This is a genomic window from Streptococcus sp. GMD5S, assembly GCF_000298715.2.
GTDB lineage: Bacteria > Bacillota > Bacilli > Lactobacillales > Streptococcaceae > Streptococcus.
Window position 1 is genome coordinate 1 of the sequence record NZ_AJRG02000019.1, and the last position, 13,076, is coordinate 13,076.

Genomic DNA, 13,076 nt, shown 5'->3' on the forward strand with positions numbered 1-13,076 from the left:
TTCATCAAAGCGACTTAACGTCCTAATAAAAGATAAACAAAATGACCGAAAGAAAAAAGCCCACACACAGAAATCAATCCGTGTGAGGGCGTTGGTAACGCGGTGCCACCTCAATTATAAAGGGACTATTCCCCTTTACATCTCTGTCTTGTCTAACAACAAGTTGCACTGTAAGGTGTGCGCACCGAATTTTCATTGTTTCAAATTCATTTTTAAAATCAGCCCACTTTCACTACTTCCAACCACCTGTTCACAATCACCACAGGCTCCCTGAAGATCAAAAATAGTTACTTTTCTGATTTGTTGAGAATATTATATGCTATTGTCCGCTTTTTGTCAAGATTTTTTTATGATTATTTTCCAGAACCGAGGATTTCTTCGGAAATTCTCACCAAAGTCTGAACGATGTAATCAACTTCTTCATCGCTTAATTTTGTATGAAGAGGAAGCGTAATTTCATTTTCAAAGAAGGCATAGGCTCTTGGATAATCTGCCATATCGAAACCAAGATTCTTATAGGCTGTCAAAAGAGGAAGCGGTTTATAGTGTACATTACTTGCAATTCCTGCTTTAGCCAATTCTTGGATGATGAGATTGCGTTCTTCTAGGCTAGCACCTTCTACATGGGTGATGTAGAGGTGGCGTGAAGATTCGACACTATCAGTCTTGTGTGCCAATGGACGAATGCGAGAACCTGCAAAACCACGATCATAACGGTCCACGATGTCCTTACGACGTTCTAGCAAACCTGGGTAACGATCCAATTGTACCAAACCAATCGAAGCCATGATATCCGTCATGTTGCACTTGTAGGCTGGTGTTACGATATCGTATTCCCATGAACCCAATTGCATCTTGGCAAGAGCATCTTTAGTTTGCCCGTGAAGGGAAAGGATTTGGAACTCCTTGTACATCTCTTCGTCATCAATCGCTGGATTGGCTTTCCATGTCGCACTTCCTCCCTCAGCAGTTGTAAAGTTCTTAACAGCGTGGAATGAGAAGGAAGTAAAGTCAGCGATCGAACCAGCCGGTTGCCCTTTGTAAGTAGATCCCAAAGCATGAGCACTATCAGAGACAATCACGATACGGTTAAAGGCCTTTTGCCACTTGCTAGCAGCTGTAAAGAGGTCACGTTTTTTCTCCACGACTTGGAACAAACGGTCATAGTCGCAAACAATCCCTGCAAGCTCAACCGGAATAATCACCTTAGTTTTCTCAGTAATAGCTTGCTCAAGCAAGTCATAGTCCATTTCAAAAGTATCTGCTTGAATATCCACCATGACAGGGGTCGCTCCCACGTGTGTGATGACACTACATGAAGCTGTATAAGTCATAGCTGGAACGATGACTTCATCACCAGGTCCCACTTCCAAAACACGCAAAATCAACTCAAGAGCTGCAGTCGCAGAGTTGAGGCAGACAGTCTTAGGTGTCTGTGTGTATTGAGACAAGCGACGCTCCAGTTCTTTTGTCTTAGGACCTGTTGTGATCCAACCAGAGCGCAGGGTATCCGCTACTTCAGCAATTTCAGCTTCGGTAATATCGGGTGGTGAAAATGGAATATTGTAATTTGGCATTGATTTGCTCCTTTTATCTGTACTCATTTTCTCATGACTACTTTATTTTAGCACTTCAAACACGGTTTGAAACATAATTTTGATGTCTCCAAGGAAACTAAACTCTCGGAGATAGGCGAGGTTATAGCGCATCTTTTCAGGAAGGACATGTTCGACATAGGCCTGGTCAACCGACAAGCCTTTCTCCGTCATTTGACTGATGATGGTGTCCTCATCCTTGTAGTTGATGCTGGCTGGAGAGGTGATTCCTGCTGGCAAGAGCAAGGTCGCCATCATTTCAGGGCTATACTGCTCGGTGTAACGTGGCACCTCAGGTCGTGTGCCTACAAAGGACATTTCGCCTTTAAGGACATTGACCAGCTGAGGCAGTTCGTCCAAACGCACACGTCGAATGAAATTTCCCACTTTGGTAATGCGGCTGTCGTTAGCAGAAGTCACCAGACTTCCTTTTTTATCCGCATCCGTCACCATAGTACGGAACTTCCAAATCTTGAACGGACGGTTGTACTGGGTCACGCGCTCTTGCTTGTAAATGACAGGTCCCTTGCTATCCAACTTGATCCAAATGCTCAAGATAAGAAAGATGGGAGAAGTCAAAACTAGCAAAAACAGGGCCAGAACCCAATCCAGGCAACGCTTGAAAATCAGCGAACCCTTCCTTTTAGAGACAAGCTGGTAGTAAGACTCAACCTCGCTTGATTGCATTTCCACGGGCAAGTCTTCCCATTTCAGCATGCTGTTTCTCCTTTGTTTTTATTATACTATTTGTCAACATTTTTCATTATACCACAAAATGGAAAAGGCGGTGCAAGAAATCTGTGATTTGAAGAATTTCCTTCTTATACTCAATGAAAATCATAGTGCAGCTTTGAGGTTGCAAATAAAGCTGACATGGTTTGAAGAGATTTCCAAAGAGTATTAGGACATGGCCCCAGCCTGCAAGCTATACATCTTATGATAGGTTCCTCCCAAGGCCAAGAGTTCCTCATGGGTTCCACTCTCGATGATGCGCCCCTTATCCAAGACATAAATACAGTTGGCGTCCTGGATGGTCGAAAGACGATGAGCAATAGCAATGGTTGTCCGCCCCTGTCTCATCTTGGCTAGGGAATCTTGAACCAAACTTTCTGTTTCAGAGTCAATATTGGCTGTCGCTTCATCCAAAATCAAGATTTTAGGCTGACTAGCAACTGTTCTAGCAAAGGCAAGAAGCTGACGCTGACCAGTAGAAAAGCTCGAACCACGCTCGGACACAGGTGCATCATAACCCTGCGGAAGGTCCTGAATAAAGGAATCTGCATCCACAAAGGCAGCCGCAGCCTGGACCTCTTCATCACTAATGTCTTGGTACATGGCGATATTGGACTTGATAGTCCCGTGATAGAGGAAGGGATCCTGTAAGACCAAACCGATATTCTTTCTCAACTCTTCCTGACTGTAGTTCCTGATATCCACACCATCCAAGAGAACGCGGCCTGACTGAAATTCATAAAAGCGCATGAGGACATTGATAATGGAAGATTTCCCCGAACCTGTATGCCCTACAAAGGCAATGGTTTCACCCTTCTTAACTGAAAAGGAAATATCATCTAGAATCTGGTGTTTTCCATCATATGAGAAACACACGTGCTCAAACCGAATATTACCTTCTGTAATCTTTGCTTGGCTATCCTTTTGAAGGGGTTCATAGGTCCTCTCGTCAATCAAGGCAAAGACACGTCCAGCTGAGACCATAGAAGTTTGAAGGGTTGAAAAGTTTTGCGTCACCTCAATCAAGGGGTCAAAGAGCCGATTGATGTACTGGATAAAAGCATACATGGTTCCTGCTGTTATTCCCAGATAAAGCCCGCGGTAACCAAAGTAGGCCATCAAGACTGCATATCCTAGGAGTTTCAGCAAACTCATGGCAGGTCTCAAAAAGAGGGCATCCAAGGCCACAGAACGGTTGGCATAGACCAAGTGTTCTTGGTTGATTTCATCAAATTCTGCTTGCAGGCGATTCTCTTGGTTGAAGGCCTGGATAATCCTGATTCCCTCGATATTCTCTGCCAGCTTACTATTGATATCTGACAAGAGACTTCTGGTTTTTTCGATGATTTTCACTGACTTTTTCCGATAGAGATTGACTAAAAGGAAAATCAAGGGTAGAAAGAGCAAAACTAAAGCTGTCAAACGAAAATCCAGCACCAACATGGTATACAGAGTTGTCAGAAAGATGAAAACTGCTGAAATAAAGCTGGATAAAATTCCCGAAAACATATCACTGATGGTCTCAGTATCATTGGTCAAACGAGAAACGATGGAGCCTGCTGGCGTCTTGTCAAAATAAGACATGCCCAGTTTTTCCATATTGGCAAAGGCATCGCGACGAATATCTCTGACAATACTGTAAGACACTCGTGCAAAAAGAAGATTGCCGACATACTGGACCAGAGTTTGCAGGATATAAAGACCATAGTAGGCTAATAATACTGTAATAGCAAACTGATTGAGATTGCTGAGGTATTGGTCGATAAAGTGGGAAGCCACAAGGGGAATGACACTTTTAATGACCGTCGTCGCGAGGAGAAAACTGAGTGCCAAAAAGGTCAGGAGGCCATAGGGCTTGAGATAAGACATCAAGCGCTTCAATACAGCCCATTGTTCTTTCTTATTCTGCATCTTCTTCTCCTTTCATTTCCAACTGCTGAGACTGATAGGTTTGGGCATACCAGCCATCTAAAGCTAGCAGGTCTTCGTGCGTGCCCCGTTCTATGATTTGGCCATTTTGCAGAACCAAAATCAGATCTGCATGGACAACTGCACTGAGACGATGGGCTGTGATGATAGTTGTCTTATCCTTCCGCGTCTCCTTGAGATTGTCGATGATCGCATATTCTGTCTTGGCATCCACGGCCGACAAAGAATCATCCAAAATCAAGATATCTGGATCTAAAATCATAGCCCGACTCATGGCCAGACGCTGCTTTTGACCACCAGAAAGACTGACTCCCTTTTCACCGATAATGGTCTCAAATCCCTGAGGCATGTCTACAATGTCTTGATAAACTTGAGCTAGCTTAGTCGCTTCCTCGACCGCTGAAAGGGGCAAGTTAGGATTGCCAAAGCGGATATTATCTAAAATCGAAGTCGCAAAGAGGAACTGATCCTGAGGAACATAGCCCATAAGACTACGAAGATCTGTCAGACGATAATCGCGAATATCGTGACCGTTTAGATAAATGGCTCCCTTATCCACATCGTACTCACGCAAGAGGAGCTTAATCAAGGACGTTTTTCCAGAGCCTGTTTGCCCGACCAATCCCAGAGTTTGCCCTTTTTCCAAACTAAAGTGAACATTTGTCAGTGTTTCCTCATTTTCAAATGCAAAACTATCAACGGCATACTGCAAGCGCCCGTTTTCAATTCCATCTAAAGGAAACTCAGGGTCCTGTACAGGTGATTCCTGAGACAAAAGTTCCTCAATTCTCTGGTAAGAAACCTTCCCTCGCTGGGTAATATTAAAGAGGAAGCCGATGGCCATAAGAGGCCAAACTAGCATATCCAAGTAGCTGATAAAGGTAACTAGATTACCAACTGTAATCTGTCCCTCCTGAACCATCAAGGAGCCGACCAAGAGGGTTAACACATAGGATGAACCAACAAATAAGAGAACCATAGGGTCAAAGAGACTATCGTATTTCATGGTTTGCAGGTTCTTCTGGAAGGTCAATTCATTGACTGCCTGAAAGGACTTCAACTCGTCCGCCTGGTAACCGAAAGACTTGGTCACTTTAATACCTGATACAGACTCCTGTACCTTGTTATTAAGTTCGGAAAAGGCAGCTTGGGATTCGCCAAAGGCCTTGTGGGTCTTTCTCCCTAGACGACTGGTCGCATAAGCCATGAAAGGTAAGGGTAAAATGGCAACTAGGGTCATTTGCCATGAAATACTAAAAAGCATGGTCAGCAAAGTCACCAAAGCCGTGATCGAGGCATCCACCGCAGACATAACACCACCCCCTGCGAGACGCGTCAAGGCATTGATATCATTTGTAGCGTGTGCCATCAGGTCCCCTGTACGATAGGTCTGATAAAAGGCTGGAGGCATTTTTGTGAAATGCTCAAACAAGCGAGACCGCATAATCTGTCCCAGACGATAAGAAGTCCCAAGGATATACATACGCCAAACATAGCGCAGATAGTACATCCCAAAGGCTGCAAGAAGCAAGTAAAATAGGTCAAGAAGGAGGTCCTGCTGGGTTAATTGCCCCGATGTAATAGCATCAATAACCCGCCCCATAACCATAGGTGGAATGAGGTTGAGGACGGAAACCAAGACCAAGGCCACAATCCCGACTAGATAACGGCGTTTTTCTAACTTGAAAAACCACCAAAGTTTTTGAATAATGGACATAAAATCCCTTTCTGATTGCAAATAGAAACCTGAGGCCAATACTCAATGAAAATCAAAGAGCAAACTAGGAAACTAGCCGCAGGCTGTACTCGAGTACGGCAAGGCGACGTTGACGCAGTTTGAATTTGATTTTCGAAGAGTACAAGACCCCAGGCTTTTCTTATTCATAGGTTACGACTGTGACCGCACCCTTGTCATACTCAGCGATAAAGATATTGGCCACATTGTCATGTCCTTGTTTGCTTAGATTATCAAGCAGCCACTCTTCGCTACGGCCAATCGATTCCAAAACATCGACTTGGATCACACCGTCAGTCACAACTGGATACTTAGGATTTTCATCCCCCATTTGGACCACGATGAGTTGGCCATTTTGCTCCTGCACAGCGCATTTGACCTGTTTCATCTGGAAAATCCCTTGGCTACGAAGTTTGAGAGCAACTTCTGCTGCAGACAAACCAACTGAACGACAGGCTTCTGGGTCAATCTGCCCATTTTTGATAAGGAGAGTTGGTTTTCCATCAATCAAGCGTTTGACAAAACGAACATTGTTATTGAGCCACTTGAGGGTCAAGACCAAAATCGTCCACATCATCAAAATCACTGCATACTGGAGAATGCTGATAGAACTATTGTAAATCACCCCACCGATGATACCACCAAGAACATAGTTCTGAATTTGGTCTGTCGCAGAGTTAGGTGCTAGGTTACCCTTTCCTGTCACATTGATAACAAAAACAAGCGAGAAGAGCCCCAAGGCCAGTTTGATTAAAATTTCCATATAATTGAGTGTCATTTGTTTACCTCCACCAATTCAATAGCGTCTGTTTGATGCAATTCTAATTTCTCTAAAAGATACTTGTCTGGTTGGCTCCCGTTCATGGCGCGGTAGAAATTTGGACCTACCTTGACAAGCGCTCCATCAGTGGCTGCAGAAGTATTGACATAAACTTCTGATTTATCCACTCCCAAGTCTTTGGAAACAACCTCTATGAAATGAAGGGAGGTTTGAAATTGGTTGTTAGAGGCTTGATTGGTCTGGTATTTTGAGATTGTCACCAAAAGCATGGCCACCAAGGTCAAGGCCAAAATCATGACCAATTCCCGAAACTTAGTCCCCTTTTTATCTCGATAGGCTTTAAAAGCAAAAAATCCTGTGATAGCTAGGAGAACAATTCCAAAGCCAATCATGATGCCATTTTGCTGACTGATTTGGCTAAGTACATAGTCATATGAGTAAAATTTCATTTATTTTCACTCCCTTTCATAAAATCATTCTTAATTATAAACGAAAGAGAGTGATTTTTCAAGCCATACGTTGGGGAAATGGACCTTTTTTTGGTATAATAAAATCTATAATCTGAATGAAAAAGGTAACTTTATGAAACTCATCTCATGGAATATTGATTCCCTCAATGCTGCCCTAACTAGTGACTCAGCTCGTGCCAAATTGTCCCAAGAAGTACTACAAACCTTGGTCGCCGAAAATGCTGATATCATCGCTATCCAAGAAACCAAGCTTTCTGCCAAGGGGCCTACAAAGAAACACTTGGAAATTTTAGAAGAACTCTTCCCAGGCTACGAAAATACGTGGCGCTCTTCCCAAGAACCTGCCCGTAAAGGCTATGCTGGAACCATGTTCCTCTATAAGAAAGAACTTACACCAACTATCAGCTTCCCAGAAATCGGTGCCCCTTCTACCATGGACTTGGAAGGTCGTATCATCACTCTAGAATTTGATAAATTTTTCGTGACCCAAGTTTACACTCCAAACGCTGGCGACGGCCTCAAACGCTTGGAAGAACGTCAAGTCTGGGATGTCAAATATGCTGAGTACTTGGCTGAACTAGACAAAGAAAAGCCAATCCTTGCGACCGGTGACTACAACGTGGCACACAATGAGATCGACCTTGCAAATCCTGCTAGCAACCGCCGTTCACCAGGATTTACCGACGAGGAGCGTGCTGGATTTACCAACCTTTTAGCAACTGGATTTACTGATACCTTCCGCCACATTCACGGCGATGTTCCAGAACGCTACACTTGGTGGGCACAGCGCAGCAAGACTTCTAAAATCAACAATACTGGCTGGAGAATCGACTACTGGCTCACAAGTAACCGTCTCGCAGACAAGGTCACTAAATCTGATATGATTGACTCAGGTGCTCGCCAAGACCACACACCCATTGTCTTGGAGATTAAACTCTAAGGAGAAAACGAATGGACTATCAAGCTGTCATTCCTGAATTTGTAGTATCTGACATCGAAAAATCACGCCACTTCTACTGCGACCTGCTAGGATTCTCTGTCGAATACGAGCGTCCAGAGGAGAAATTTCTCTTCCTCTCGATTGAAGACTGCCAACTTATGCTAGAAGAAGGAAGCGCAGAAGAATTAGCTCAGCTGACCTATCCTTTCGGGCGCGGTGTCAATATTTCCTTTGGCATTGCAGATGTTCCTCAGCTCCACCAAAAACTGCTGGAAGCTGACTATCCTATCCATCGTCCCCTCACAAAAAGAGAATTTCGAGTAGGAGATAGCTTTATATATCCCCATGAATTTGCGATTTTGGATCCTGATGGTTATTTTTTAAGATTTAGCGAATAGAAGAATAAAAGGCTACAATACTTTCTAGCCTTGCAGCCTTTTATTCGTTCGCTTTTATGATCTATTTACTAACAAAATATTTGATTTATAAAGCTAATTGGTGTAAAATAAAAACATTGGCAGTAGCCTATTTAAAATTGAATATCATTTTACTTGTTTATGTCGTGAATTGGCACGACGTTTCTACAAGGTGCCGGAACACCTAACAATGAGTATGTCAGCTTGAGGTATGGTTTTGGCCATGCCTATTTTGGGGACTTACTTAGGGGATTAAGTAGGTCCTTTTTTAGTATTTTGCTAAGGCTAGCCTTCAAGGTTAAATATAATATTTTTAATATTTCCCTTATTTAGTGCGGACGGGAGTGAAATTATCCTGTGGATAATTTCAGGAATCCAGGGAATTTCATCCCTAATTTTTGAGCCCCTAGCTCTTTCATTTCTAGGCTTAGGCTAAAATAGTTCCCCGAACTATTTTACTCTCAAAAATCCCGTCATATACAATAACAAGATTATTGTATATGATACCACTACAGCGGGAAATATCTAGTAAAACTCGCTTCGCTCGCACTAGTATTATACATATACATTATTAGCAAACTAAATCACTATAGAAACATCTAGACAAGCAAATGAAGCATCTTTTAGACTTTAGGAGGTCTTATGAAATTATTAGAAGAGCGCATCCTTGAGGATGGGCATATCTTGAGTGACAACATCCTCAAGGTGGATTCCTTTTTAACCCATCAAGTTGACTTTAGCTTGATGCGAGAGATTGGTAAGGTATTTGCGGACAAATTCGCTTCTGCTGGCATTACCAAGGTCGTAACCATTGAAGCGTCAGGTATTGCCCCAGCTATTTTTACAGCAGAAGCCTTGAATGTCCCCATGATTTTCGCCAAGAAAGCTAAAAACATCACCATGAACGAAGGAATCTTAACTGCCCAAGTCTACTCCTTTACCAAGCAGGTGACCAGCACCGTTTCCATCGCTGGAAAATTCCTCTCACCTGAGGACAAGGTCTTGATTATTGACGATTTCCTTGCTAATGGCCAAGCGGCCAAAGGCTTGATCCAAATCATCGAACAAGCCGGAGCAAAAGTTGAAGCGATAGGTATCGTGATTGAAAAATCTTTCCAAGATGGTCGTGATTTGCTTGAAAAAGCAGGATATCCAGTCCTATCACTGGCTCGCTTGGATCGTTTCGAAAATGGTCAGGTCGTATTTAAGGAGGCAGATCTCTAATGCAAAAACAAGAAAAACACTCACAAGCAGCCGTTCTTGGCTTGCAACACTTATTAGCCATGTACTCAGGATCCATCCTGGTTCCCATCATGATTGCGACAGCTCTGGGCTATTCAGCTGAGCAATTGACCTACCTAATCTCCACAGATATCTTCATGTGTGGGGTGGCCACCTTCCTTCAACTCCAACTCAACAAATACTTTGGGATTGGACTACCAGTCGTTCTCGGGGTTGCCTTCCAATCCGTCGCTCCTTTGATTATGATTGGGCAGAGTCACGGTAGTGGGGCTATGTTTGGTGCCCTTATCGCATCAGGGATTTATGTGGTTCTGATTTCAGGTATTTTCTCAAAAGTTGCCAATCTCTTCCCATCTATCGTAACAGGCTCTGTCATTACCACGATTGGATTGACCTTAATTCCTGTCGCTATTGGAAATATGGGAAATAATGTCCCAGAGCCAACTGGTCAAAGCCTTTTGCTTGCAGCTATCACTGTTCTGATTATCCTCTTGATCAACATCTTTACCAAAGGATTTATCAAGTCTATCTCTATTTTGATTGGGTTGGTCGTTGGAACTGCTATTGCTGCTTCCATGGGCTTGGTTGATTTCTCCCCTGTTGCGGCAGCACCGCTTGTCCATGTCCCAACTCCTCTCTACTTTGGGATGCCAACCTTTGAAATCTCATCTATTGTCATGATGTGTATCATCGCAACGGTGTCTATGGTTGAGTCGACTGGTGTTTACCTGGCCTTGTCTGATATCACGAAAGATCCAATCGACAGCACGCGCCTGCGCAACGGTTATCGTGCAGAAGGTTTAGCTGTCCTTCTCGGAGGAATCTTTAACACCTTCCCTTACACAGGATTTTCACAAAACGTTGGGTTGGTTAAATTGTCAGGTATCAAGACCCGCCTGCCAATCTACTACGCAGCTGGTTTCCTAGTCCTCCTTGGACTCCTTCCTAAGTTTGGTGCCCTCGCCCAAATCATTCCAAGCCCTGTCCTTGGAGGGGCCATGCTGGTGATGTTTGGTTTTGTTTCCCTTCAAGGGATGCAAATCCTCGCCCGCGTTGACTTTGCTAACAATGAACACAACTTCCTTATCGCAGCTGTCTCCATCGCTGCAGGTGTCGGACTCAACAATAGTAATCTCTTTGTCAGCATGCCAACAGCCTTCCAAATGTTCTTCTCAAACGGAATTGTCGTAGCCAGCTTACTAGCCATTGTTCTCAATGCAGTATTAAACAGGAAGAAGAAATAAGAAAAAGAGGTGTGAGCCTCTTTTTTGTTTATCTATATCCTTACCTGTCTGTCTTCTGACCGCTGGCCTGTGACAAACATGGTAAAGGTTGCTTTGCAGACATTTCTGCCTTCTTGATTGGTGATATCCACATCCACGACACAGGTTGTGCGTCCATGATGGACACATTCTCCTTTAATGGTCAACACGTCGTCGAGTTTTCCTGCCTTGAGGTAGTTGATAGAGGACTGGAGCGTCACTCCATCAAGCCCCAGCGAGATAACCACCAAACCACTAATCTGGTCACAAAGGGTGAAGAGATAGCCACCATGGGCATTGCTATAGTAGTTGAGCGACGAGTCCACCACTTTGGTCGTCACCACAACATGACCATCTCTCATTTTTTCAATTTCGTAATTTTCAAAGGCAGATATAGCATCAAAATGAAAATCTTTCATCGTTTCCTCCTGATAGTTCAAACGACACTATGATACTACTTTTTATAGGACTGTGCAAGGAGAAAGCTCCTAGTCTGGCAAAATTCCGACCTGCTCAACAAAACGCATAAAAGCTGCCTGTCCTTGTTCCGTCTGCTTGTAAACTCCTGCATCCTCCAAAACACGTGCAAAAATAGCACCCACAGAGTCCTTGACGATTTCAAGGGCTTTTTCTTTATCTGCTAGGTCCGGATGTTGGGCTTTGAGCTGGTCTGCCCATTCTTGATGATAGTCGGCAACTATATCATCATCTCCCACAAGATAGCTAGCAACCTGTTCCACTTCTGCTTTCAAACGTGGCGGCAGGATAGCCAAACCCATGACCTCAATCAAGCCGATATTTTCCTTCTTGATATGTTGGACATCCTTGTGGGGATGATAGATGCCATCAGGATGTTCTGGCGATGTCTGATTGTCCCGCAAGACCAAGTCCAACTCAAACTGTCCATCGCGTTTACGAGCAATCGGTGTGATGGTGTGATGCGGTGTCCCGTCTGTCTCTGCTAAAATCTGGACTTCAGGGTCTGAATACTGTCGCCATTCCTGTAAAATCTTGTCAGCCAAGTTAATCAAATCCTCCTTGGAATCTGAAGTCAAACGTAGCACTGACATTGGCCACTTAACAATCCCAGCCTTGACCTGCTCAAAACCAGCAAAACAGAAAGTCTTTTGCAAAGGAGCCAATTCCATAGGAAATACGTGACGGCCTCCTTGATAGTGGTCATGAGTTAGAATAGAGCCCCCCACAATTGGCAGGTCGGCATTAGAGCCTGCAAAATAGCCAGGAAACTGCTCTACAATCGCCAGCAGACGCTCAAAACTCTGACGACTAATGGCCATAGGTCGATGCTGACCGTCTAAGAAAATACAGTGCTCATTAAAATAAGCATAGGGCGAATACTGGAAGCCCCACTCCTGACCCGCCATTTCGAAACGGATAATGCGGTGATTGCTGCGAGCTGGGTGGTTGACTCGACCATGGTAGCCTTCATTCTCTAGACAAAGCTGACACTGAGGATAATTGCTAGCTTGCACCAACTTGGCTGCTGCAATCTCTTTCGGATCCTTTTCAGGCTTAGAGAGGTTGATGGTGATCTCAAGTTCTCCGTAGTCAGATGGAACACGATAAGCAATATTCTTAGAAATAGCCTTGAGCTTGATGTAGTCATTTTTCTGGCTGAGCTGGTAAAAATCCCCTATCGCCTGCTCAGGAGAGTGAGCATAGGTTGTCCAAAAGTCACGATTAACCTGACTTGGACAAGGAGTTACCAAGTCCATCAGTTCAGAACCGAGGATTTCACGCGCAGCCTGATTATCCTCAATCGTCTCTAATCGAACCGCTTCCTCGACCAGCTGGTCCTTGAGGTCAATCAATTTATCTAGATCAGTCTCAACTTCCAAAACACCTTCACCCACTCGCGCCAAAACACGATTGGTTAGGTAGATTCGATCCATTTCCTCAAATGAACTTTCAGCAATAACATGTGTTACAAATTTATCTACTAAGGTCACTATA

12 protein-coding genes, 1 riboswitch and 1 other annotated feature are annotated in these 13,076 nt (G+C 43.9%); of the genes, 4 read left to right on the forward strand and 8 right to left on the reverse strand.

The window, feature by feature from the left end; translation table 11 throughout:
- Positions 1 to 81: 81 nt before the first annotated feature.
- Positions 82 to 307, reverse strand: a binding site (T-box leader).
- Between the two features lie 46 nt (positions 308 to 353).
- The 6 genes from GMD5S_RS0208305 to GMD5S_RS0208330 all read right to left on the reverse strand — a co-directional run bounded on the left by GMD5S_RS0208305 (position 354) and on the right by GMD5S_RS0208330 (position 7,221).
- On the reverse strand, positions 354 to 1,577 hold the full coding sequence (locus GMD5S_RS0208305; RefSeq protein WP_001134517.1) for a DegT/DnrJ/EryC1/StrS family aminotransferase: 1,224 nt from the start codon (positions 1,575 to 1,577) through the stop codon (positions 354 to 356).
- A 42-nt stretch (positions 1,578 to 1,619) separates the two neighbouring features.
- A complete protein-coding gene (locus GMD5S_RS0208310) occupies positions 1,620 to 2,312 on the reverse strand; it encodes a sugar transferase (protein WP_000922225.1) in 693 nt (230 codons plus the stop codon).
- 183 nt (positions 2,313 to 2,495) lie between these two features.
- A complete protein-coding gene (locus GMD5S_RS0208315; RefSeq protein WP_001180024.1) occupies positions 2,496 to 4,238 on the reverse strand; it encodes an ABC transporter ATP-binding protein in 1,743 nt (580 codons plus the stop codon).
- Positions 4,228 to 5,973 (reverse strand): ABC transporter ATP-binding protein, encoded by a 1,746-nt coding sequence (locus GMD5S_RS0208320; protein ID WP_000022593.1) that lies wholly within the window; start codon positions 5,971 to 5,973, stop codon positions 4,228 to 4,230. The genes GMD5S_RS0208315 and GMD5S_RS0208320 overlap by 11 nt, the downstream gene beginning before the upstream one ends.
- A 160-nt stretch (positions 5,974 to 6,133) precedes the next feature.
- Entirely contained in the window at positions 6,134 to 6,769 is a 636-nt protein-coding gene (locus GMD5S_RS0208325; RefSeq protein WP_000174451.1) for a DUF421 domain-containing protein, read from the reverse strand.
- Positions 6,766 to 7,221: a DUF3290 family protein gene (locus tag GMD5S_RS0208330; protein WP_000675331.1), complete on the reverse strand. Its 456-nt coding sequence runs from the start codon at positions 7,219 to 7,221 to the stop codon at positions 6,766 to 6,768. The genes GMD5S_RS0208325 and GMD5S_RS0208330 overlap by 4 nt, the downstream gene beginning before the upstream one ends.
- Positions 7,222 to 7,354: 133 nt before the next feature.
- Between GMD5S_RS0208330 and GMD5S_RS0208335 the strand changes: the two genes are divergently transcribed.
- The 4 genes from GMD5S_RS0208335 (at position 7,355) to GMD5S_RS0208350 (ending at position 11,084) form a co-directional block, all read left to right on the forward strand.
- On the forward strand, positions 7,355 to 8,182 hold the full coding sequence (locus tag GMD5S_RS0208335) for an exodeoxyribonuclease III (protein ID WP_008293051.1): 828 nt from the start codon (positions 7,355 to 7,357) through the stop codon (positions 8,180 to 8,182).
- Positions 8,183 to 8,193: 11 nt separating this feature from the next.
- The gene (locus tag GMD5S_RS0208340) at positions 8,194 to 8,580 is read left to right on the forward strand and encodes a bleomycin resistance protein (protein ID WP_000386214.1); all 387 of its coding nucleotides are present in this window, start codon (positions 8,194 to 8,196) and stop codon (positions 8,578 to 8,580) included.
- A 133-nt stretch (positions 8,581 to 8,713) separates the two neighbouring features.
- Positions 8,714 to 8,809, forward strand: a riboswitch (purine riboswitch).
- 431 nt (positions 8,810 to 9,240) lie between these two features.
- Positions 9,241 to 9,822, forward strand: a complete 582-nt coding sequence (locus GMD5S_RS0208345) for a xanthine phosphoribosyltransferase (RefSeq protein ID WP_000770386.1) — start codon at positions 9,241 to 9,243, stop codon at positions 9,820 to 9,822.
- On the forward strand, positions 9,822 to 11,084 hold the full coding sequence (locus GMD5S_RS0208350) for a nucleobase:cation symporter-2 family protein (protein ID WP_001171644.1): 1,263 nt from the start codon (positions 9,822 to 9,824) through the stop codon (positions 11,082 to 11,084). The genes GMD5S_RS0208345 and GMD5S_RS0208350 overlap by 1 nt, the downstream gene beginning before the upstream one ends.
- 32 nt (positions 11,085 to 11,116) lie before the next feature.
- Here the strand turns inward: GMD5S_RS0208350 and GMD5S_RS0208355 are convergent, their stop codons facing one another.
- Complete coding sequence (locus GMD5S_RS0208355; RefSeq protein ID WP_000651202.1) at positions 11,117 to 11,521, reverse strand: PaaI family thioesterase; 405 nt, start codon at positions 11,519 to 11,521, stop codon at positions 11,117 to 11,119.
- A gap of 69 nt (positions 11,522 to 11,590) precedes the next feature.
- Positions 11,591 to 13,072 carry a UDP-glucose--hexose-1-phosphate uridylyltransferase gene (locus GMD5S_RS0208360; protein ID WP_000176972.1) on the reverse strand — a complete coding sequence of 494 codons (1,482 nt, stop codon included), beginning with the start codon at positions 13,070 to 13,072 and terminating at the stop codon, positions 11,591 to 11,593.
- Between the last annotated feature and the right edge of the window lie 4 nt (positions 13,073 to 13,076).

Bases quoted from the DNA above. Each gene is read 5' to 3' on its own strand.
- GMD5S_RS0208330 (WP_000675331.1), bottom strand. From the start codon at position 7,221: ATGAAATTTTACTCATATGACTATGTACTTAGCCAAATCAGTCAGCAA.
- GMD5S_RS0208355 (WP_000651202.1), bottom strand. From the start codon at position 11,521: ATGAAAGATTTTCATTTTGATGCTATATCTGCCTTTGAAAATTACGAA.
- GMD5S_RS0208305 (WP_001134517.1), bottom strand. From the start codon at position 1,577: ATGCCAAATTACAATATTCCATTTTCACCACCCGATATTACCGAAGCT.
- GMD5S_RS0208310 (WP_000922225.1), bottom strand. From the start codon at position 2,312: ATGCTGAAATGGGAAGACTTGCCCGTGGAAATGCAATCAAGCGAGGTT.
- GMD5S_RS0208340 (WP_000386214.1), top strand. From the start codon at position 8,194: ATGGACTATCAAGCTGTCATTCCTGAATTTGTAGTATCTGACATCGAA.
- GMD5S_RS0208350 (WP_001171644.1), top strand. From the start codon at position 9,822: ATGCAAAAACAAGAAAAACACTCACAAGCAGCCGTTCTTGGCTTGCAA.
- GMD5S_RS0208345 (WP_000770386.1), top strand. From the start codon at position 9,241: ATGAAATTATTAGAAGAGCGCATCCTTGAGGATGGGCATATCTTGAGT.
- GMD5S_RS0208315 (WP_001180024.1), bottom strand. From the start codon at position 4,238: ATGCAGAATAAGAAAGAACAATGGGCTGTATTGAAGCGCTTGATGTCT.
- GMD5S_RS0208335 (WP_008293051.1), top strand. From the start codon at position 7,355: ATGAAACTCATCTCATGGAATATTGATTCCCTCAATGCTGCCCTAACT.
- GMD5S_RS0208325 (WP_000174451.1), bottom strand. From the start codon at position 6,769: ATGACACTCAATTATATGGAAATTTTAATCAAACTGGCCTTGGGGCTC.
- GMD5S_RS0208320 (WP_000022593.1), bottom strand. From the start codon at position 5,973: ATGTCCATTATTCAAAAACTTTGGTGGTTTTTCAAGTTAGAAAAACGC.